Source organism: Terriglobia bacterium (assembly GCA_020072645.1).
GTDB lineage: Bacteria > Acidobacteriota > Terriglobia > Terriglobales > Acidobacteriaceae > Angelobacter.
Genome location: JAIQGK010000020.1, coordinates 74,144 through 93,689 on the forward strand (window position 1 = coordinate 74,144; position 19,546 = coordinate 93,689).

Annotated in this window: 17 protein-coding genes; 12 read left to right on the top strand and 5 right to left on the bottom strand. The window is 54.8% G+C overall.

All coding sequences use genetic code 11. The features are described 5' to 3' along the window. Nucleotides 1–83 precede the first annotated feature (83 nt). The 3 genes from LAO76_24510 (at nucleotide 84) to LAO76_24520 (ending at nucleotide 3,534) form a co-directional block, all read left to right on the top strand. Nucleotides 84–1,943 (top strand): 2-oxoacid:acceptor oxidoreductase subunit alpha, encoded by a 1,860-nt coding sequence (locus LAO76_24510; GenBank protein ID MBZ5494098.1) that lies wholly within the window; start codon nucleotides 84–86, stop codon nucleotides 1,941–1,943. Further along, nucleotides 1,943–2,989 (top strand): 2-oxoacid:ferredoxin oxidoreductase subunit beta, encoded by a 1,047-nt coding sequence (locus tag LAO76_24515; GenBank protein ID MBZ5494099.1) that lies wholly within the window; start codon nucleotides 1,943–1,945, stop codon nucleotides 2,987–2,989. The genes LAO76_24510 and LAO76_24515 overlap by 1 nt, the downstream gene beginning before the upstream one ends. Nucleotides 2,990–3,177: 188 nt before the next feature. Beyond that, nucleotides 3,178–3,534, top strand: coding sequence for a hypothetical protein (locus LAO76_24520; GenBank protein MBZ5494100.1), 357 nt, complete (start codon nucleotides 3,178–3,180; stop codon nucleotides 3,532–3,534). A gap of 139 nt (nucleotides 3,535–3,673) precedes the next feature. Here the strand turns inward: LAO76_24520 and LAO76_24525 are convergent, their stop codons facing one another. Continuing rightward, nucleotides 3,674–3,997 (bottom strand): hypothetical protein, encoded by a 324-nt coding sequence (locus LAO76_24525; GenBank protein MBZ5494101.1) that lies wholly within the window; start codon nucleotides 3,995–3,997, stop codon nucleotides 3,674–3,676. Nucleotides 3,998–4,376: 379 nt separating this feature from the next. Here LAO76_24525 and LAO76_24530 point away from each other — a divergent pair, with 379 nt between their 5' ends. Continuing rightward, nucleotides 4,377–4,574, top strand: coding sequence for a hypothetical protein (locus LAO76_24530; GenBank protein MBZ5494102.1), 198 nt, complete (start codon nucleotides 4,377–4,379; stop codon nucleotides 4,572–4,574). A gap of 298 nt (nucleotides 4,575–4,872) precedes the next feature. On the opposite strand, the gene LAO76_24535 is transcribed toward LAO76_24530, so the two are convergent. After that, nucleotides 4,873–5,283 carry a hypothetical protein gene (locus LAO76_24535; GenBank protein ID MBZ5494103.1) on the bottom strand — a complete coding sequence of 137 codons (411 nt, stop codon included), beginning with the start codon at nucleotides 5,281–5,283 and terminating at the stop codon, nucleotides 4,873–4,875. Between the two features lie 621 nt (nucleotides 5,284–5,904). Here LAO76_24535 and LAO76_24540 point away from each other — a divergent pair. From LAO76_24540 to LAO76_24570, 7 genes are all read left to right on the top strand, one after another. Then, the gene (locus tag LAO76_24540; protein ID MBZ5494104.1) at nucleotides 5,905–6,531 is read left to right on the top strand and encodes an MEDS domain-containing protein; all 627 of its coding nucleotides are present in this window, start codon (nucleotides 5,905–5,907) and stop codon (nucleotides 6,529–6,531) included. An 82-nt stretch (nucleotides 6,532–6,613) separates the two neighbouring features. Then, complete coding sequence (locus LAO76_24545) at nucleotides 6,614–6,799, top strand: hypothetical protein (GenBank protein ID MBZ5494105.1); 186 nt, start codon at nucleotides 6,614–6,616, stop codon at nucleotides 6,797–6,799. A 43-nt stretch (nucleotides 6,800–6,842) separates the two neighbouring features. Further along, complete coding sequence (locus LAO76_24550; GenBank protein ID MBZ5494106.1) at nucleotides 6,843–7,025, top strand: hypothetical protein; 183 nt, start codon at nucleotides 6,843–6,845, stop codon at nucleotides 7,023–7,025. Between the two features lie 950 nt (nucleotides 7,026–7,975). Next, the gene (locus LAO76_24555; GenBank protein MBZ5494107.1) at nucleotides 7,976–10,081 is read left to right on the top strand and encodes a hypothetical protein; all 2,106 of its coding nucleotides are present in this window, start codon (nucleotides 7,976–7,978) and stop codon (nucleotides 10,079–10,081) included. A gap of 361 nt (nucleotides 10,082–10,442) precedes the next feature. After that, entirely contained in the window at nucleotides 10,443–13,997 is a 3,555-nt protein-coding gene (locus tag LAO76_24560) for a PxKF domain-containing protein (protein ID MBZ5494108.1), read from the top strand. Nucleotides 13,998–14,571: 574 nt separating this feature from the next. Further along, nucleotides 14,572–14,922: a helix-turn-helix transcriptional regulator gene (locus LAO76_24565; protein MBZ5494109.1), complete on the top strand. Its 351-nt coding sequence runs from the start codon at nucleotides 14,572–14,574 to the stop codon at nucleotides 14,920–14,922. Between the two features lie 7 nt (nucleotides 14,923–14,929). Further along, nucleotides 14,930–15,946, top strand: coding sequence for a hypothetical protein (locus LAO76_24570; GenBank protein MBZ5494110.1), 1,017 nt, complete (start codon nucleotides 14,930–14,932; stop codon nucleotides 15,944–15,946). Between the two features lie 27 nt (nucleotides 15,947–15,973). On the opposite strand, the gene LAO76_24575 is transcribed toward LAO76_24570, so the two are convergent. Further along, nucleotides 15,974–16,270 (bottom strand): hypothetical protein, encoded by a 297-nt coding sequence (locus LAO76_24575; GenBank protein MBZ5494111.1) that lies wholly within the window; start codon nucleotides 16,268–16,270, stop codon nucleotides 15,974–15,976. A 91-nt stretch (nucleotides 16,271–16,361) separates the two neighbouring features. Between LAO76_24575 and LAO76_24580 the strand changes: the two genes are divergently transcribed. Then, complete coding sequence (locus LAO76_24580; GenBank protein MBZ5494112.1) at nucleotides 16,362–16,589, top strand: helix-turn-helix transcriptional regulator; 228 nt, start codon at nucleotides 16,362–16,364, stop codon at nucleotides 16,587–16,589. A gap of 116 nt (nucleotides 16,590–16,705) precedes the next feature. Here LAO76_24580 and LAO76_24585 read toward each other — a convergent pair whose 3' ends face one another. Together LAO76_24585 and LAO76_24590 are read right to left on the bottom strand one after the other, a co-directional pair. Next, a complete protein-coding gene (locus LAO76_24585; GenBank protein ID MBZ5494113.1) occupies nucleotides 16,706–18,070 on the bottom strand; it encodes a histidine-type phosphatase in 1,365 nt (454 codons plus the stop codon). Between the two features lie 9 nt (nucleotides 18,071–18,079). Further along, nucleotides 18,080–19,192, bottom strand: coding sequence for a serine hydrolase (locus LAO76_24590; protein ID MBZ5494114.1), 1,113 nt, complete (start codon nucleotides 19,190–19,192; stop codon nucleotides 18,080–18,082). Nucleotides 19,193–19,546 lie beyond the last annotated feature (354 nt).

Here is a 19,546-nt window from a genome sequence, read left to right on the forward strand (position 1 = left end):
CTGTTTTATAATAAGGAGTTACCTCACACTAGCAAGGCCCAACATTCAGGTAATTGTGGCCGCACGGCCGCACAGGATACTTCATGGCTACGACAATTGAACTTGGAGTTCAGGAAAAAGCCGAGCGCACCCCTCCGCCGGGGCGCAAGGTCAATGATTTCAGCATTCAGGTGGCCACGGTAAACGGCTCAGGCTCGCAGTCTGCCAATACCGTGCTCTTGCGCAGCATTTTTCAGATGGGCGTGCCGGTCTCCGGCAAGAACCTGTTCCCGTCGAACATCGCCGGCCTGCCCACGTGGTACACCATCCGCGCCAGCAAGCATGGCTACATCGCGCGCAAGAAGGAAATTGATTTTCTGGTGGCGATGAACGCCGAGACCGCGCAGGAAGACGTGATGTCCCTGATGCCCGGCTCCGCCTGCGTGTATGACGAGCCGCTCAAGCTCTCCGGCCTGCGCCAGGACATTACTTTTTACCCGGTGCCGTTTGACAAGCTGGTGGCGCCTGTATGCCCTGAAGCCAAGCTGCGCCGGCTGGTCAAGAATATGCTCTATGTGGGCGTGGTGGATGCGCTGCTGGGCATTGACGTTGCCGAATCTGAAAAAGCGCTGGTCAAGCAGTTTGGCAAAAAGAAGAAAGCCGCTGAGCTGAATACAGCTGCTGTCCGCGCGGGATATGACTACGCGATTGCCACCTTCACCAAGCAGGACCCGTTCTGGGTGGAGCGCATGAATGAGAACCAGGGCAAAATCATTGTGGACGGCAACGCTGCCGCCGCCCTGGGTTGCATGTTTGCCGGCGTCACGGTGGTCACGTGGTATCCAATCACGCCTTCAAGTTCGCTGGTGGAAACGCTGATCGACTATCTAAAAGAATACCGCATTGGCCCGGACGGCAAAGCGACATTCGCTGTTGTCCAGGCGGAAGACGAACTGGCCGCCGCCGGAATGGTCCTGGGCGCAGGCTGGGCAGGCGCCCGATCCATGACCTCAACTTCCGGTCCCGGCATTTCACTCATGGCGGAATTCATTGGCCTGGGTTATTACACTGAGCTGCCCGGAGTGTTCTTTGATATTCAGCGCGTAGGCCCCTCAACCGGTTTGCCCACGCGCACCATGCAGGGCGACGTGATGTTCTGCGCGTTCCTCTCCCATGGTGACACGAAACATATTCTGCTGTTTCCGTCATCGGTGGAAGAGTGCTTCAGCATGGCCGTTGATGCGTTTGATCTGGCGGAGCAATTCCAGACTCCGGTCTTCGTTCTCTCTGATCTTGATCTGGGGATGAATAACTGGATGGCGCATCCTTTTACTTATCCTGAAAAGCCGATTGCGCGCGGCAAAGTGCTGAATGAAGAAGACCTCAAGCGCCTGGGCAGTTTTGCCCGCTATAAAGATGTTGATGGCGATGGCATTCCGTACCGCACGCTGCCGGGCACGGCGCATCCGAATGCGGCGTATTTTACGCGCGGCAGCGGACACAATGAAAAAGCGCAGTACAGCGAGCGTCCAGACGATTATGTGAACAATATGGACCGGCTGGCGCGCAAGTTTGAAACAGCACGCAAGTTTGTGCCGGCGCCTGTGAAGGAAGTTAGCGGCACGTCGAAGATCGGCATCATCGCCTACGGCACCACGCACTGGGCGCTGACTGAATCGTGCGACCAACTGCTCAAGGAGCACGGAATCGCCACGGATTATTTGCGCGTGCGCGCTTATCCCTTTACGCAGGAAGTGCATGACTTCATCAAAAATCATGACCGCGTTTACGTGGTGGAACAAAACCGTGACGCGCAAATGTTCCAGCTCATCAAGCTTGATATAGCGGCTGACCAGGTGACGAAGCTGCGCAGCGTGGTCCATTACAACGGGCTGCCGATTGATGCGCGCTCCGTCACTGACGCTATAGTTTCCCAGGAGAACGTTTCTCAGGAGGCCCAGTAATGTCCGCCACTTCCACGCCCACACCGGCCCCAAAAACAAATCATGTTGGGCTTACCGTGCTCGACTATCGCGGCAGCAAGACCACGCTGTGCGCGGGCTGCGGCCATAACGCCATCACGGAGCGCATCATTGACGCGATGTATGAGATGGGTGTCCAGCCGGAAAATATCGCGAAGCTCAGCGGCATCGGTTGCTCATCCAAGACGCCGGCGTACTTTGTGAGCCGCGCTCACGGCTTCAACTCCGTGCATGGACGCATGCCTTCCGTCGCGACTGGCGTTGCTCTGGCCAACCAGAAGCTGATGCTGATTGGCGTTTCCGGTGACGGCGACACGGCTTCCATCGGCATTGGGCAGTTCATTCACCTGATGCGGCGCAATCTGCCGATCATTTACATCATTGAAGACAACGGCGTGTATGGGCTCACCAAAGGGCAGTTTTCCGCCACGGCTGATCTGGGATCGAAGCTCAAGACCGGCGTGATCAATGATCTGCCGCCCATCGATACCTGCGCGCTGGCGATCCAGCTGGGCGCGACGTTTGTGGCGCGGTCATTTTCCGGCGACAAGAAACAGTTGCTGAACCTGCTGAAAGCCGCCATCGCGCACCGCGGCACCGTGATGATTGACGTGATTTCGCCTTGCGTGACTTTCAACGATCATGATGGATCCACCAAGTCCTACAAGTATTCCAAGGACCATGATGAGCCAGTGCAGGAAGTCGGCTTTGTGCCAAGTTTTGAAAGCATTGATGTGGATTACGATCCCGGCACCACGGCAAGCGTGCGCATGCATGACGGTTCACACATGCGCCTGCGCAAGCTGGACCGCGACTATGACGCCACGGACAAAGTGGGCGCGCTGCGGCTGCTGGCGGAGGCGCACGAAAAAGGCGAGATGCTGACCGGCGTGTTTTACGTGAACACAACCGCTCCCAGCTTCATTGAACAGCTCAACCTGACAGAAACTTCACTGGCCAGAATGCCGCAAGAGTTGACGCGTCCTCCACGTCAGGCGCTGGACGAAATCATGGAAGAGCTGCGGTAGGCTTTTCTAAAGTCCCGAGCGGAAACATCAGCCAAGAAACCTCAGAGGGTCTGTGAGGAGCGGGCGCGCTTTATCGCTGAGGAAAAAAAGAAAAAGCGACAAAAAACCCTAGGAAAAAATTGACTTTTTCCACCTGTGAAATGCTTCTGAAAAAGAGCTGAGACATTCTTCAAAGCATCCCATTATGGGTGACTGAAAAGGACAAAATTCTGGTGGTATCGCACGATCCGGGCCTGGCAGACGTGCGCAGAAAAGTGCTTGAAAAGGCAGGATTTGAGGTGCTGGCGGCCAGTGATTCAACGGCCATTCAGGCCGCATGCGCGGTGCACAAGCCGCGGCTGGTGATGCTGGGATATTCTCTTATGCCTTCAGAGAAGCGGCGGGTATGGGCGGCGGTGAAGGAACATTGCGAGGTGCCGGTGCTGGAGTTGCACAGGGAGAGTGGGCCAGAGCTGATGTCGCCGGATTTTTCGCACGAGTCGCTGGCGCCTGACGACTTTCTGGCAATGGTGATAAAGATCCTGCGCGGCGGAAGGGGCAATTAAGAGTTGTTGAAAATTAAAAAGGACACGGCTTCCGGTCCGTGTCCTTTTAATTTTTCATCGACGGATGAACCTGCTTCTATAGCAGTAGAGTCAGAAGGCTTTCCGGAAATATAGGGGCGGGCAAAATTTTTCCGCGGAATCAGCGGGAACCGCGAAAAGCGCCGAACCCCTGTTGTGAAGTCCTGTGTTTCAGGGCTTTGGCGCTATTAATGGATGTGACTTTACCGTCAGGATGTTGATCATGCTGCGCGAGGGCCACTGAATTGGAGGCCTTCTTCTTCTTACTACTAAAAGATGTCTTCTTCACGCCCAAGGCGATGTCGGCAAACTCAAGGTAGCGGTTGGAACGGGCAATGCCGGCAGGCTCATATGTCCTGGGCTCTGATTGGTTAACGGTGCGCGGAGCTATCCAAACTCCATCTGGAGGCGCAACGGGCTTGCGAGGCTTGGTTTTCCTGGGCATGTTGATCACCGCTGACTAATATCAACCACCCGCATGCATGCGCGTTTCAATTTGTAGGATGCGTCAGCTGCTATGGAAGATTGCCAAAAATTTTTCCCAATCCTTGAAAATCCAAAAGCCCTTTGCCGCAGATTTTACGCCAGATAACCCCGGATCGGCGTGTCGCCCATTCGCTGCGTAAGCGAATCGGATGATCATCTTGATTCAGTTCTTACAATCCGTTCTTACAACCCAAGGCAATCCGGCATAATCTAAATTGAGCCGTAAGGTGTTTTAAAGGATTAAAACCTCCGCCCGATTCCCACCCCCTTACCGGGCAGGTATTTCTCTCCTAAAGCGCCTGCTTGCAGCGGCAAGTACCTTAATAACGGCAGTTTGAATGGCGAAGAAGGGCAAGAACAACTATCGCAAAAGCGACCTGTGGATTGCTCCGTCTTCACGCCTCAAGCAGCCCGTACAGCAAAGGGATTGGAAGCTTCACAGGGTTGAGCCATCAGAATGCAACAAGTTTCTGGCGCTGGCGGATATAGCCCTGGGACTGGCGCCCGCGAAGCCGAAGATGAAACGCGGCGCATAACAGCAGAACGAGCGAGGGGGGAAATGCAGATTTCAAGAGATGCAGATGGACTGCGGTTCGTGGGGGAGTGCGCCCCGGAAAAGGGTTTTGTGTCCGGGGACATTCAATGCGCCGGCTGCGGCCGCCGTATTGATCCACACGTAAATTCCAATGACATTTCACTGGTCTGCAAGGGGTGCGGCTTCAAAAAAACTTTCTGGGCAGAGGCCGACATGCAGGTTTATCTGGCTGAAAACTGGAACCGGTTAAGACAGGCGTGCACTCATCCCTCGGTAAGCATGAACCAACCTTCCCCAAGTTAGTTCGTCCGGCTGGGTCCGGGACCTTGTGTCCTGCGATTGATGGCGGAGACCAACCGCTGCTGGAGATCGTTGACGGATTCGAACAAGACCTGAATTCCTTCTGTCCGCACGGTGATCAGCCCGCGTTCCATATCGCCGCACAGGCTTTTCACCAACTGCTCAAACCTTCTGAGCCGCTCGGCCGTGAGGAAAGCCAGCACAGAATCAGGACCTTTTTTAGCGCCTTCCGCATGGATGAGTTCGCTTGCGCTCCAGGCCGTCAAGCGCACATTGTCCACGCGATGACGAAATTCGCTCAGAGCCGCGGGGGCGGGCGGCGGCTCTGACTTAAGCCGTTCTTCCAGTCGCTTCAACTCAGCGGAGAAATGCCTGATTTCAGAAGACAGGTCTTTCGGGGTCGTGTTCATGGGGCCTCATTCTACCTCGTTAGCCGTCACTCTAACGTGAGATGCGTCGAGGGGCGTGGCCCACGCGCTGTGCATTTATATCCCAGTGTTACTGTTTTCGCTGAGGACAGAGGTGCGCCTTCTCCGCGATCCGCAGATTTTTGAGCTTGTCACTGGCAGCAATGAATTCGCGACAGGCCATGCAATACGACTGCATTCGCGGGGGCATTCCGCCAACAGGACGGCGCTCAAAACGCGGCTTGGGCGTCTTCAGGGGCATGATCAGGGGGTGTGTTCGTGCGGATTGTACCGCAGGTTGGCTTAATCTGACCGGTTCGGGTATGAAGTTTTTGCAAGGGCAACACAAGCGAGCGGCCCTCACCTTTCGCAAAGGCGCGAAGGATGGGGCAAAAAGTTGTGACGATCTCCCCCTGGCTTTTTTCTAGCCCGCTGATTGTGTCTGGTGATTGGCGAATCTGCGTTCAGCGGTGAACCGGGCCACCCGGGCCAGGGGCCTGAAAGTAGAACGCAATCCGATGAGAAGTATTTCTATGTCTGGAAAAGCTAACGGCCCAATGCAACTGCTCTGGGCTCGGCGGAAACGCGTATAATCCTGGTGTTATGCCAGGGTCATCTCCAAGAATGGTGTTTCAGCAAGGCGATCATGTTTGTGCTTTATACCTCACTCCTGAAGAACAGCTCACAGCAGCAGTTGAATATATTCGCGGCGGCCTGGGCCGGGGCGAACGGTGCTTTTATGTTTGCTGCGAACATACGCTGGATGAGTTTAGATCCGCTTTAAAACAGGGTGGAATTGACGTTGAGTCAGAAGAAGCGCGCGGCGCCATCCTGCTGGCTACAAAGGACAGCGGTCACCTGGAAGGCGGCAAGTTTGATCCGGAAAAGATGATCGCATTGCTGGAGAGTGCTGTGAACGACGCGCTGAGCGCGGGATTTAAGGGCCTTTGTGCCGCCGGGGACATGAATTGGGTGCTGGACGGGGTTCCGGGCACGGAAAAGCTTGTGGAGTACGAGGCCCGGCTGAATCGCTTTTATGAATCGAGCCACGCGCTGGGGCTGTGCCTGTACAACCTGAGAACGATGCCGCCGGAATCAATCGATCATTGCCTGGCAACGCACAAATTCGTACGCATTGAAGGTCCGATACTGCTCTCAAATCCTTTCTACGAATTGCCGGAAGAGGCGTTTTCGCGAACTGCCCGTCCGGATGAAGTAGCGGGCAAGCTGCAGATAATCTACGCAGCCTGAAACCATCAAAAAATCCTGGGGCCGCGGCGCCGGTTCATTTTGGGTATTTGACTTTCGCTTTTTTATCGTCTATTGTGTCCCAATGGCTGAATCAAATGGAGCGCCGGGCAAGATCATTTATCTGGGAGCGTGCCTGATTGCCGCCGTGCGACTTGCGCGGGAAGAAAAGTGGGACCATACGCCTCGCGTTGCGGCCCGCATTGGGGACGCTATCAATCTGGCACGACGAATTTATGATCGCATGAAGATTGAATTTCCTCACATGTGAGATTACATCAGGTTTCCCGGAAGATTGCCGCGGATCAACGCGGATGAGGCGCGGATCAGGCGGACCGGCGGCGCAATTCAGGGAATGTCCTGACGGCATGAACAAAATGCTGAAGGCACAAGGATGCTCGCCGTTCCAATCCAGCCGCAGAAGTTATGACGATGACGCGATATGTGGGCTGGAGACAATGACTGCAGTTGGCAACTTCCTCCAGGATGCGGTCTGAGCCGGAAGTCCAAAGCGGAGAGCAGTCAGTAATTCTTTCGCCGGGTTTCAAGGTGAATGCAGAAGAAGCGTGCTGAGGGTGATAGTGCATGGGCCGACTTACCTCGTTGCCCGATACAATACCGCGCCTGAGCGCATTTTTAGCGAGCTTTTTATTCAGACCGGTGACTTCAGTAATTGAAACGCCAGGCAACCGAACTGCACACGAGAAGCAAACCCTTCGCCGCAGATTACGCAGATGAGCGCGGATTAAAAAAACCACCACCGAGAACGGAGACACCGAGACGAATCGGGTAATGGTGGAAGTGATGTTCGAGAAATCTGCAAGGCGCAAGCCGAATCGATGCCGAGAAATCTTCACGTCGAAGCGGAAGCGGTGGCACTCGAATCGCAATCGCATGTACTCGTTTGACCAAAGTCCGCCAAGGTGGCCGCGATGACGAGCGTCCCAAATCGGGAAAAAGTTAGCGAATAAAGTGCACTGTACTAAAAAAAGTTCTTCAGTGTCTCTGCTGGTTTAGTAGTATGGACGGCAGTCAGCGATAGGCAAGAGAACGTATAGGGTCACCTCCGCTCTCAGCTCGAATTAATTCAAACGGCCACCAAAACCAGAAACAGGAGATTGATCGATGGTCAGGAACACGTCACGCCGCGTGAATGTTTCGTCGCATCTGGACGCCCCCATGATGCAGACGAGACGTGGAGTGGCGCAGCGATCCAGTGAAGACCAGAGATCGGTTTCAAGATTCCGCGGAGGCGTTTTAAAAGAACCGAAATGGTGACTGTGATGGTGACCGGCGCGATCCCGGCGATTTGAAAGGGAATATTTTTTCGGCTTTATTTTATAGGGCTTTAACTATTTCTAATTCGAAAAAGAAAAGAACGCTTATTTGAAAGAGCGTGCCTGAAAAAACGCTGGTTCGAATGAGCGTTGAGAACAAGGAGCCAAGAATGTCCCGAATGTTGCGCGGTTCAGCGTTGTTTCTGGTGTTGATTTTACTAGCCCTGCCCGTAATGGCGCAGGTTTCACAGCCCAATGCAGACGGAAGAGATTCCGTATCACAGGGGCCCGGGAACGTGGCCCAGCCTCTGCCTGTTTTGTCTCTCCAGCCAAAGTTTCACGGCGTTCCGTGGCGTGACCCCAACGGGCCCGCACCGATAGGCTTTGCCGCCCCAGCCGGCGCGCACCTGACTTATTTCGGTGGACCGATCATCTCGAACGTCCAGGTGATACAGGTGTTGTACGGCAGCGGTTCGTATAACTCACAAATTGCCGGAACAACTTCACCGACCATGGGAAACTTCTTTGCTGATATCACCAGCACCGGACTCATCTCTTTGCTGCAGCAGTACAACACACCTGTTTCAGGCGGTACTGGTCAGACATTCGGGAATGGCACATTTGCCGGATTGTTCCAGATTGTTCCGTCAGCCGCGAACAACGGCTCCACGATTACTGACACGCAGATCCAGTCGGAACTTCTGGCGCAGATCAATGCAGGACACCTGCCCGGGCCAACCAACGATGCGCTTGGAAATCCCAATACTCTTTATATGATCTATTTCCCCCCGGGGAAAACGATCTCACAGGGCGGCAGCAATAGCTGCCAGGCCGGCGGTTTCTGCGCCTATCACGGCACAACGTCAAGCACGCTGAACACGAAGCATGTTCTGTACGGCGTACTGCCAGACATGCAGGCGGGCAGCGGTTGCTCCACGGGTTGCGGCACATCGACTGTGTTTGGCAACTATACGTCGGTTACCAGCCACGAGCTGGTTGAAGCCATGACAGATGCGGATGTGGGGATCGCAACGACGTTCTCCGCGCCGCTGGCGTGGTATGACATGACCAACGGCGAAATTGGCGATATCTGCAACGGCCAGCAAGGCTCTTACACCGCCAATGGCACCACGTATACGATCCAGTTGGAATTTTCCAACTCGGCAAATAATTGCGTTAACTTCCCGGTTGTGTCGGGACCAAATTACACGCTGTCAGCTTCACCCAGCAGCCTCACCGTAACGCAGGGAAGCAGCGGCAGCTCCACCATTACCGTGACACCGAGCGGCGGATTTACCGGAAGCGTAACGCTTTCAACGTCAGCCCTGCCTTCCGGCGTGACTGCCAGCTTTGGCACGAACCCGACAACGGGAAGCAGCTTGGTGACTTTCACAGCCAGCAGCACAGCAACCACGGGAACGACATCGGTAACGATCACCGGCGTTTCTGGGACGCTCAGCCATACAACGTCAATTTCATTGACGGTAAGTGCCACGGCCACACCAAACTTCTCGCTCTCGGCTTCGCCCAGCAGCTTGAGCGTAACGCAGGGAAGCAGCGGCAATTCGACAATCACGGTTACGCCGTCCGGCGGCTTTACCGGAAGCGTGACGCTCTCGAATTCGGCCCTGCCTTCAGGCGTAACCGCCTCGTTCGGCACCAACCCGACAACTTCGACCAGCGTTCTAACTTTCACAGCCAGCAGCACCGCAACCACCGGGACATCGACCATTACGATCACCGGCGTTTCCGGAACTCTGTCTCATACAACCACGATCAGCCTGACGATCAATGCCGCTGGCGGCACGACGAACCTCATCGTCAACGGCGGATTTGAAACCGGCTCCGCTTCTCCCTGGACTCTCACGGCCGGCGTGCTGAACAATTCCACCGCGGAGCCCGCGCACACCGGAGCATGGGATGCGTGGATGGACGGGTACGGCACTACTCATACCGATTCAGCCGCGCAGACCGTCGCCATTACCGCGGGAAAAACCAGTGCAACCCTGGTCTTCTGGCTGCACATTGATACTGCGGAAACCACTACCACCACGGCGTTCGACACCCTGAAAGTCCAGGTGTTCAACACCGGCGGCACGCTGCTCTCAACTCTGGGTACGTTCTCCAACCTGAACCATGCTACGGGCTACCAGCAGCATTCGTTCAGCTTGAACTCTTTCATTGGCCAGACAGTTGTGATCAAGTTCACTGGCACTGAAGACACCAGCCTGCAAACCTCATTCGTTCTTGACGACGTCGCATTAAATGTCCAGTAAGCGACCGTCCAGTAACGTTTGAATTCAACAAAATTTCCGGGGCCGCAAATGGCCCCGGATTTTTTTGCGACCGTTGCGTTGTGGCGCTCCAGGCATATTTAGCGCGATCGATGACTGTGTCACTCCATCATCGCTTTTCAAAAAAATTCATCATTATCAACGGGCACACACCTGGATCCAGCCTCAGCAAACGCTGGAATTTTTTACCTCTCTCCGCGTTCCGTATCATCCGCAGTAAGCTCTTGGCTTTACCACGCGTTGAATTCCCAAAATGGGAATGTCCTGATATCCACAGAAATCATGTTTTTAACAGGATTTTGGTTTGTGCTCTCGCCCTCTTCCATTGATACTCATGCAGCCTATGAAAACGAAATCCCTCTCTCTTCGCCTGGCCTTGTGCCTTGTCCTTCTTCTTAGCTCAGTCCTGGTTTCTCCGCCTCGCGTGGTTAAAGCCAGCACCAATGGCATCGTCATCAGCCAGATTTACGGAGGCGGCGGCAACGCCGGCTCAACCTTCAAGAATGACTTTATTGAGATTTTCAATGCTGATGGAGCCACGGTAAATCTGAGCGGATGGTCGGTTCAGTATTCCTCGGCCGCTGGAACAACGTGGCAGGTAACGGCGTTGAACGGCTCGCTCGCTCCCGGACAGTATTTTCTGATCCAGGAATCGCAGGGCGCAGGCGGCACAACGAATCTTCCCACGCCTAACGCCACGGGCAACATCGCAATGAGCGCCACGGCGGGGAAAGTCGCGCTGGTCAGCAGCACGGTTGCACTTTCCGGCGGCTGTCCGGTCGGCGGCGCGATCGTCGATTTCGTAGGCTATGGCACCGGCACGGGTGGCGCCTCCTGTTTTGAAGGCACGGCGGCTGCTCCTACGCTCACCAACACTACTGCGGATTTTCGCCGCAACAACGGCCTCCAGGACACTGACAGCAACACCGCAGACTTCATCACCGGTGCGCCCAATCCTCGCAACACTCCGGTTGGGACCACGAATCCCAGCGGTGCTGGCGCGGCCAGTCCCGCTTCAGTGATTCAAGGCGGCACAACTTTGCTCACCGTGCTGGTAACGACCGGCGCCAACCCAACGAGTAGCGGCATCGTCGTTTCCGGTGATCTCAGCAGTATTGGCGGCTCAGCCACCGAGCCATTCTTTGACGACGGCACCAATGGCGACGTGACCGCCGGAAACAACACGTTCTCATTCTCCACGGTTGTTACCATCACCACCACGCCCGGAACAAAATCTCTGCCGATTTCTATTTCAGACGCGCAGGGCCGTAGCGGCTCAGCCACTATCACCCTTACCGTTACCACCGCGCCCCTGAATCTCTCGATCCATGATATTCAAGGCCCGGGCGACACTTCACCTGTCGTCGGCAAGCTTGTTTCAACCACGGGAATTGTTACCGCAGTCGTCTCGAACGGCTTCTTCATCCAGAACCCTGACAATGCTGCGGATGCTGATCCCAACACCTCGGAAGGCGTCTTCGTGTTCACATCCAGCCGTCCCGCTGCGGTGGCTGCAGTCGGAAATTTTGTTCAGGTGACTGGCACCGTGAACGAATTTATTCCCAGCAGTGATCCCAATAGCCCGCCTTCGACTGAAATTTCCGGATCACCTTCAATCTCGCTGATCAGCACAGGGAATCCGCTGCCTACGCCAGTCACGCTCACTGCAGCGGATACCAATCCTGCCGGTCCCATCGACCAGCTGGAAAAATATGAAGGCATGCGCGTTCACGTTGACGTAATGACCGTCAGCGGCCCGACGGACGGCAATCTTAACGAAGCCAATGCCACGTCCACTTCCAACGGCGTCTTCTTTGGCGTAATTGCCGGTATTCTCCAGCCATTCCGTGAGCCCGGAGTGCAACTGCCGGATCCGCTGCCAGCCGGCGCTCCTTTAACAGTGACGCGTTGGGACACAAACCCGGAAATCCTCCGCGTGAATACGGCTGTCCAGAGCGGCTCAAACGTTCTTGATGTCACCACCGGCGCGACTGTAACCAACCTCACCGGTCCGCTTGATTTCAACTCTCGTTTCTACAGCATCCTGACCGATCCCAATACCGCTACGGCCAGCGGCAATGTGAGCGCAACGCCTGTTCCGGTTGCTGCGCCCAACGAACTGACCATCGCCAACTTCAATATGGAGCGCTTCTTTGACACCGTCAACGACCCTGCCACCAGTGACGTTGCGCTTACACCAACGGCCTTTGCCAATCGCCTGAACAAGGCTTCTTTGGCGATCCGCACCGTGCTCAACACGCCGGACGTCATCGGCGTGGAAGAGATGGAAAACCTGACTACTCTGCAAGCGCTCGCGGACAAAGTAAATGCCGACGCAGTTGCCGCTGGCCAGCCTGATCCCAACTATCAGCCGTTTCTGGTTGAGGGCAATGACGTGGGCGGGATCGATGTTGGTCTTCTCGTCAAGGGCGCCATCAACGTGGTCTCTGTGGAGCAGGTTGGCAAGGACACAACTTTCCTCCAGCCCGATGGCACTACCGCGCTGCTCAATGATCGTCCGCCACTGGTGCTGATGGCAACCGCTTCACAGCCGAACTCTGATACTTCACTGCCATTCACCATGGTCGTCAACCATCTACGCTCTCTGCTGAGTATCGATGATCCGGTGGATGGCCCGCGCGTCCGCGCCAAGCGTGAAGCGCAGGCTGAATTCCTGGCTAATCTTTTGCAATTGCATCAGGCTGCAGGTGAAAACGTAATCTCGGTCTGTGATTGCAATGCCTTTGAATTCAGTGACGGCTATGTCGATGTGATAGGGACCATTCTCGGCCGGCCCGCGCCGGTTGATCAGGTTGTTCTTGCCAGCCCAGACCTTGTGGATCCTGACTTCACTGATCTGGTCACTACCTTGCCGCGCGACCAGCAATACTCGTACGACTTCAATGGCAGCCACCAGGTGCTGGACCACGTGGTGGTGAACTCGACCCTGCTGTCAAAGCTGAGCCGTTTCGCTATCGCGCGGAATGATGCGGATTTCCCTGAAGTCTTCCGCAATGATCCCAACCGCCCGGAGCGCATTTCCGACCATGACATGCCCGTGGCTTACTTCACCTTGCCTGAGGCCACGCCTCCGGTATTGCACCTGCCAGCAAACATCACCGCTGAAGCTACCAGCCCAGCGGGGGCGATCGTGAGCTTTATCGCGACGGCAACAGATGCGCGAGACACAAATGTTATTGTGACTTGCGCTCCGCCGTCGGGTTCCACGTTTGCTCTGGGCGGCACAACGGTAAATTGTTCCGCCACCAACAGCCGCAACAAAACCGCGGAAGGCAGCTTCAGCATTACGGTTGTCGACACCACCGCGCCGCTGGTTGTGCTGAACGGCGTCATCAACGGAGCAACCTACACTCTGGGCGCGGTCCCAGCGGCAAGCTGCTCGACCTCGGATTCAGTTACCGGTGTCGCGGTGCAAGCCTCACTTTCCATCAGCGGCGGGACTGCTAACGGCGTTGGCCATTTCACCGCCACATGCAGCGGGGCCCAGGATGGCGCGGGCAATATCGCCGCGCCGGTAAGCGCCAGCTACGATGTGGACTATCTGTTCAACGGCTTCTTCAGCCCCGTTTCAAACAACAAGGTTTTCAAGTTGGGCTCAACCGTTCCCTTGAAATGGACGCTCCAGAACGCGCAACAGGGTTTTATCAGTAGCTTTAGCTCGATTGCAGCCGTGCAGATAGCGCCCGATCCATCGTGCTCAGCCGGCGGTGAGGGCGTTCCTTTTGACGCTGGATCAGCCGGGAATTCCGGGCTGCAGTTCCAGGACAACACTTTCCAGTTCAACTGGAAGACCGATGGCCTGGCCGCCGGATGTTATGAAGCGATCGTTTCTCTGGACGATGGAACCAGAAAACCTGTGTTCGTGACTTTGCGCTAAAAGCAAAACCACGGCTAGACAGAATGATGGGCCTCTGGGACTTGCAGCAATCGCAAGCAAATCTCAGAGGCCCGTTTTTTGTCCGTTGCGGCGTTTGCGAGCTTTAGAGCATTTTCTGAGTTGCTGTATTCCGGTGATGGTGGAGCAAGCCTTCGAGGGCCTGCGGTAAAGCTGCTGAAGAGATTGGTTTTAGCCATCGAGGTAAAACTATGGGGATACACCAACTTTAAATTCCAGTAAAGCGTTTCCTGGGCTACTGTATCCACTACGCACGTCTCGCGGTTAGCGAACCATCTTACCCACGCGACACGCTATCCTGAGGCAAGTTACGCGAATTTGCAGAGGTGTTTCGACACCGTTTCCGCGCAGCCGGGGTCCCCAACGCGCGGTCTTTGCGTGTTGGGGTGGGCAGCCGAAGGATCGGCTCCGCTGCACCGCAGGGCTATCGGGACTGCTTGGATGATCGGCTGTCTGAAGAGCAGCAGCAATCCTAAAATCGCTCCAGGCTTCCCGACAAAATCGATTCCCCCTTGACATCTATACTGTGTGACATATAGTATGTCTTACACACTGTATGAAAAACAGTACCAAGCTCGACGTTGACCTGTTTGAGAACCTCAAGCTGGAACTGCGCCGTGGCTGCCTGATCGTCGCTGTCTTGGCCCAGCTCAGGCAAGAACACTATGGATACACGTTGCGCAAAGCCCTTGACGATCTCGGCTTGGCCATTGATGAAGGCACGCTCTACCCGCTGCTGCGCCGCCTTGAAACGCAGGGCTTGCTGGTCAGTGAGTGGCGTGAAGAAAACAAGCGCAACAAACGCTTTTACCGGCTTTCGCGGCAGGGTGAGCTGATCTTGCAGCACTTATTGCAGGAGTGGCACACCATCAACGCATCTATTGAACGGATTTTGCGGGAGGCATAACTTCTTTATGGAACTTCTTGATCGCTACTTACAGGCTGTTAGATTTTGGCTGCCGCGTGCGCAGCAGGATGACATTATTGCTGAACTCGGTGAGGATCTTCGCTCGCAGATTGAAGAGCGGGAATCTGCGCTGGGCCGACCGATGAACGAGGATGAACTCGTCGCGCTCCTCAAGCAGGCCGGCCATCCTTTGTGGGTTGCCGGACGCTACCAGAAGCAGCAAGCGCTGATTGGCCCGGTGCTGTTCCCGCTTTACAGCTTCGTTTTGAAGATCGTCGCGCTCGGTTATCTTGTGCCATGGCTTGTGGTTTGGATTGTCCTGACGGTGTTTGTGCCCTCGCATCGCGCAGCCGACCCTGTGCTGACTCTGGCTGGCGGCTGGGCTTCATTCTGCACAAACATTATTGTCATTTTCGGCAGCGTCACACTGGCCTTCGCCATCCTGGAACGCGTTCAATCAGCCGTGAGTGTGTTGCAGCAATGGGACCCGCGCAAGCTGCCTCGCCCAAAAGATCGGGTCTCACGCGTGGAATCCGTCTTCGGCCTGGTCTTCAGTATCGTTTATATCGCCTGGTGGCTCTCACTTCCACGTTACGGAGCGTTGATATTTGGACCCATTGCGGGATTTTTCTCACTGAACCCGGCTCTTTACGCCTGGTATCTTCCCCTGCTCGCGCCGCCGTCCATTGTCGCGATGCAGCAATGCGTGAACATCCTGCGCCCGCGGTGGACTTGGCTTCGCGCCGTCGCTCTGCTACTTTCAGATTCCATCGCGCTCTTTATCTTTGTCTCTTTGGCAAAGTTCCATCCTTACTTGATACCAGCAGGGACCGCTAATTTAGACGCACAACATACTCAAGCGCTCGTCAAGTTGAATCAGGTGATTTCGTGGAGCATCCTGTGCGTCGTCATTGGCATTTGTATCGCAGCGATTGTTCACGCTTATCAAACTGTCCGCGAGCTGCGGCGCATGTCCAAAGGCTCGCGCAATGGCGCGGTAATGCCGGCTTCTCAAACACTCTAGCCGCTACTCAAATTCAAAGCCTGGACTTCAGGCTCCGCTGCTGCGCACCACGGGCCAGCGCCTGAGGACCTTCTGGTTTCCGGCCTTCCATTTGGAATACGTTGCTTGAAACGTCAATGCCGGATCAATCACGACGGTGAGGTCGGTATTGTCCTTAAAGCGAATGGAGACGCAATGATAATCGGAGTCGAGACTTAACTCGACCTTTTCTACCGTCCGGCCACGGGCCTGTGGAAAGTTCACCAAACGCGCGTAGGTATTTTCATGGGGCGTCCGATCGCGGCGGGCCTTTTGTGTGGCTTTCTTAGGGGATTGCTTCGGCATAGTGAAATCCTGCTCCCTGTTATTCTTAGCAGAAAAGGTGTTCCATGTATGGAACAAATGAGTCAACGGGAAGGATCGTGTGTAGAGTGAAATGGACGTAGCCAAAACTGTGTACCGGAAGCTTCGCGAGGCGCAAGGCGAATTGACGCAACGTGCCTTTGCCAGAAAGCTAGGTATCTCAGTTGGATTGGTAGCCCGCCTGACCACCGGTCCTGAAAATATGACTTTATCGACTCTTGCGAAGATCAGCCGCGCCTTGCACGTTATGCCGTCACAGCTCCTGGACGATGGCGACACACACCATCGCAAAGGCCGCTAAAAGCGCGTGTGTAGAGTGCAAGGAGCATAGCCAAAACTGTGGCGCCGGAAGACGAAAAGCGCGATGATTCGGTGGAGAGCTTTTACCTGCGAGAGCAACGAGAAACAGCAAGACTGCTATTTTGTCTTTCGTGATTTCCGCTTCACCTGCACACCGGATGGCCCTGCCGTCGTTAGACCCTTTAAGATCGCGCCATTTGTGATCGTCTGAAATTGTGTAAAAGGACATGGTTGCGTGCAACTTGGCAGCTTGAGCTCAACCATGTTGGGTGGATTTTTTAGCGATAAAGACTCCAGAGTACGAAGCTGCGTCAAGGTCTGGTGGACATAATACAGCCGGACAGACTGCGTTTCCGGGGTCACTCCGCCCCATAGTTCGAAGATCAGCGCGCCTGCCGGTGGCGTATCGTTATCAGGAAGGTCTGGCAGGCTCCAGTTAAGATGCAGTAAACCGGAAACGCTGGCGACATCAGTATCGTGACCTGAGTAGATCACAAAAGGCGCAGGGCCGGCCTGCTGCAGCCTTTGCAGTATCTGGTTTGCCAGATTCGATCCCTGAATCTGCGCCATGTATCCGTCATGCTTCGTCTTGTCGAAATACAACGTATGCAGCCCTTCCATCTGCCGGAAGGATTGGCCGCCATTGCAATCAGGGCTGTTGTAAGTAACAAGACCCCATCCGGTCAGGTTGCACGGCATGCCGTTGCCATATTCGAGCAGAAAATTCTCGGCCGCCGTTGAACTCACGGAAAACATCCCATCCCATTTGAGCGATGTGCCGCTTGCCTGGGCCTGATCATTCAGGTTGAACAGAGTACAAGTCTTTGCTCCTTTGCATTCTTTGGGATCGCAACACCTCAAGGTGTTCTGCATCATTTGCAGCGCAGGGTTGTAGCTGGTCCGCAACTGCGGCAGTTCCTGATTGATCTTGTTGCTGACAATTGTTATTTGATTAGGCTCAATGTTTTGTTGGAGTAATGGGTCGGATAACGGATGAAAAAAGTAGTCGGTTTTATTCTTACTGCTGACCTTGCATTGGTTGGGTCCTGACTGGGGAGCCGGGGTGTAGGGCAAAGAGTTCACCGCGATCAGGCAATTGGCGGCTCCTCGGGACATCCCATCGGCAAGCGCCTGGGCGGTGCCCAAAGTTCGTTCAACATTATCGGACCAGATATATACGTTGTTTGCTGGACATTGATTGACCGGCGGCAGCAGCCCTCTGTCGGCATAGTAGGCGTGATAAAAAATACCCATTTGTTTAACCAGTTCCGTGCCGCGCGGCGTCAGGTCCCCTGGACAGGTAACATGCCATTCGGCAAGGCTGGGCCATTGTTGGCTCTGGTACGGAGAACTGGTTGAGGCAGAGAGTGGCGAACGCACCCCATGCCGGGTAAGCACTACAACCATCCTGAGTTCTGGCGTCTGACCCAGCGCTGGTGTAACCAGCAGAAGAAGAATCAGCAATAAATGCTTTGCGGACATTTGATCTCCCTAGTGGCCCTTCCCCGCTGGCTGCAGGTTTACAGGCAGGCCCAGCAGCGTATCCAGGATCTGCATGCCCAGCACGGGTGGAGGCTGGTCAGCGCTTATACCATTGGTTAGCACTGCAACTCCGACATTTTGGCTCGGGACAAAACCCACCCAGCAACTCTGTCCTCCAAGGCCACTGGCGCCATCTTTTGTATACAGGTTCTGGTTGGTTCCCTGTACTTGCAACGTGCGTATCTGCCAGCCCAGCCCCATATTGAACCCGATGGGATGTCCGCTTTGACAGCACTGGCTCGCTGAAGTGAAAAACGTATCCTGAGTAATCAGAATTGCCGTCTTCAGCGGGGGAGGCATTTTGATTAAAATAAGCTGCGCCTTCAGCCAGGTAAGCATGTCAAGCGCATTCGATTTCAGGTCTGCTGCCTCGCCCGGGGCTTTGTTTCCATCTTTCATATACCCTTGGGCCAGCTTCGCGCCCGACGGAGGCAGTGCCCCAGTGGAGGGCATGTTCAACTGTTGGGGGCCGGTGATTTGTGCTGTAAGCTGTGTGTTGTATTGTTTGTTGCCCACCGCATATCCTAACGTGACAAAGCCCACGTTGGAGTATTGCCAGCACGTGCCCACCTGACAAGGCCAGCAGTAGTTGTCGCCAAGCTCATCGGTCGGCTTCCACTGGTTCCAGAAATTTACCAGCGCTGAATCTGCGGGCGGATACTGATCATGAAAAAGGTAGATTGCGCCATCTTTTCCCTCACCGCCAATTTTTTTCGGCACGTTTTCTGGAAACCCCGCGGTATGGGTTGCCAGTTGTTTGAGGGTCACTTGCTGTACCGCTGGATTATTGATCTGGGTTACATATTTGCCGAGCGGATCATCGAGATTAGAAGATTTGAATGCCAGCATCGTGGCGGTAAAAACCTTGGTTACCGAACCGAGTTCAAAAATCACTTCTGGCCCGGCCTTCAGCCCGGATTCCTTATTGGCCACTCCGCGCCCAATTGTGAGTTCAAGCGATTGGTTTCCCGAGTACGCAGCAACGGCAACACCCGGCGGATAACCCTGAGCAAGGTAGTTATCCATGAGGTCTGTAATGTTTTGTGTCAAATCTCCCATCATCCGTCCTTTCTTGCAGCGCTAACTTTCATTCGCTGGCAAGAGCGCCCGCGATTTCATTGCAAACTGCTGGCGTCTTGATTCAAACCACAAATGAAAGGCTTCACCTTTCGGCAGTGCTCGATTCCTTACCGGGCACTTGCGCTTCAATTGTCCTGGGTCCCGTGGGAAATCGTTTCTGGCGAAAAAAGCAATGCCAGGAAAATATTTGTGCGGGCTAGGTGTGACATTTCAAGAGGTTGTCCATTCGAGCAAAACCAGAGAAGCTGATTGTGATGAGCAGTCAACTCAAATCTGGAGGCCCGAATGGACATTCATAAGAATGCACGACTTACCTTTATCCGTCGAGAGCAGTTA

Bases quoted from the DNA above. Each gene is read 5' to 3' on its own strand.
- LAO76_24590 (MBZ5494114.1), bottom strand. From the start codon at position 19,192: ATGATGGGAGATTTGACACAAAACATTACAGACCTCATGGATAACTAC.
- LAO76_24540 (MBZ5494104.1), top strand. From the start codon at position 5,905: ATGGTGTTTCAGCAAGGCGATCATGTTTGTGCTTTATACCTCACTCCT.
- LAO76_24555 (MBZ5494107.1), top strand. From the start codon at position 7,976: ATGTCCCGAATGTTGCGCGGTTCAGCGTTGTTTCTGGTGTTGATTTTA.
- LAO76_24575 (MBZ5494111.1), bottom strand. From the start codon at position 16,270: ATGCCGAAGCAATCCCCTAAGAAAGCCACACAAAAGGCCCGCCGCGAT.
- LAO76_24510 (MBZ5494098.1), top strand. From the start codon at position 84: ATGGCTACGACAATTGAACTTGGAGTTCAGGAAAAAGCCGAGCGCACC.
- LAO76_24515 (MBZ5494099.1), top strand. From the start codon at position 1,943: ATGTCCGCCACTTCCACGCCCACACCGGCCCCAAAAACAAATCATGTT.
- LAO76_24550 (MBZ5494106.1), top strand. From the start codon at position 6,843: ATGAGGCGCGGATCAGGCGGACCGGCGGCGCAATTCAGGGAATGTCCT.
- LAO76_24570 (MBZ5494110.1), top strand. From the start codon at position 14,930: ATGGAACTTCTTGATCGCTACTTACAGGCTGTTAGATTTTGGCTGCCG.
- LAO76_24530 (MBZ5494102.1), top strand. From the start codon at position 4,377: ATGGCGAAGAAGGGCAAGAACAACTATCGCAAAAGCGACCTGTGGATT.
- LAO76_24585 (MBZ5494113.1), bottom strand. From the start codon at position 18,070: ATGTCCGCAAAGCATTTATTGCTGATTCTTCTTCTGCTGGTTACACCA.
- LAO76_24545 (MBZ5494105.1), top strand. From the start codon at position 6,614: ATGGCTGAATCAAATGGAGCGCCGGGCAAGATCATTTATCTGGGAGCG.
- LAO76_24565 (MBZ5494109.1), top strand. From the start codon at position 14,572: ATGAAAAACAGTACCAAGCTCGACGTTGACCTGTTTGAGAACCTCAAG.
- LAO76_24525 (MBZ5494101.1), bottom strand. From the start codon at position 3,997: ATGCCCAGGAAAACCAAGCCTCGCAAGCCCGTTGCGCCTCCAGATGGA.
- LAO76_24580 (MBZ5494112.1), top strand. From the start codon at position 16,362: ATGGACGTAGCCAAAACTGTGTACCGGAAGCTTCGCGAGGCGCAAGGC.
- LAO76_24560 (MBZ5494108.1), top strand. From the start codon at position 10,443: ATGAAAACGAAATCCCTCTCTCTTCGCCTGGCCTTGTGCCTTGTCCTT.
- LAO76_24535 (MBZ5494103.1), bottom strand. From the start codon at position 5,283: ATGAACACGACCCCGAAAGACCTGTCTTCTGAAATCAGGCATTTCTCC.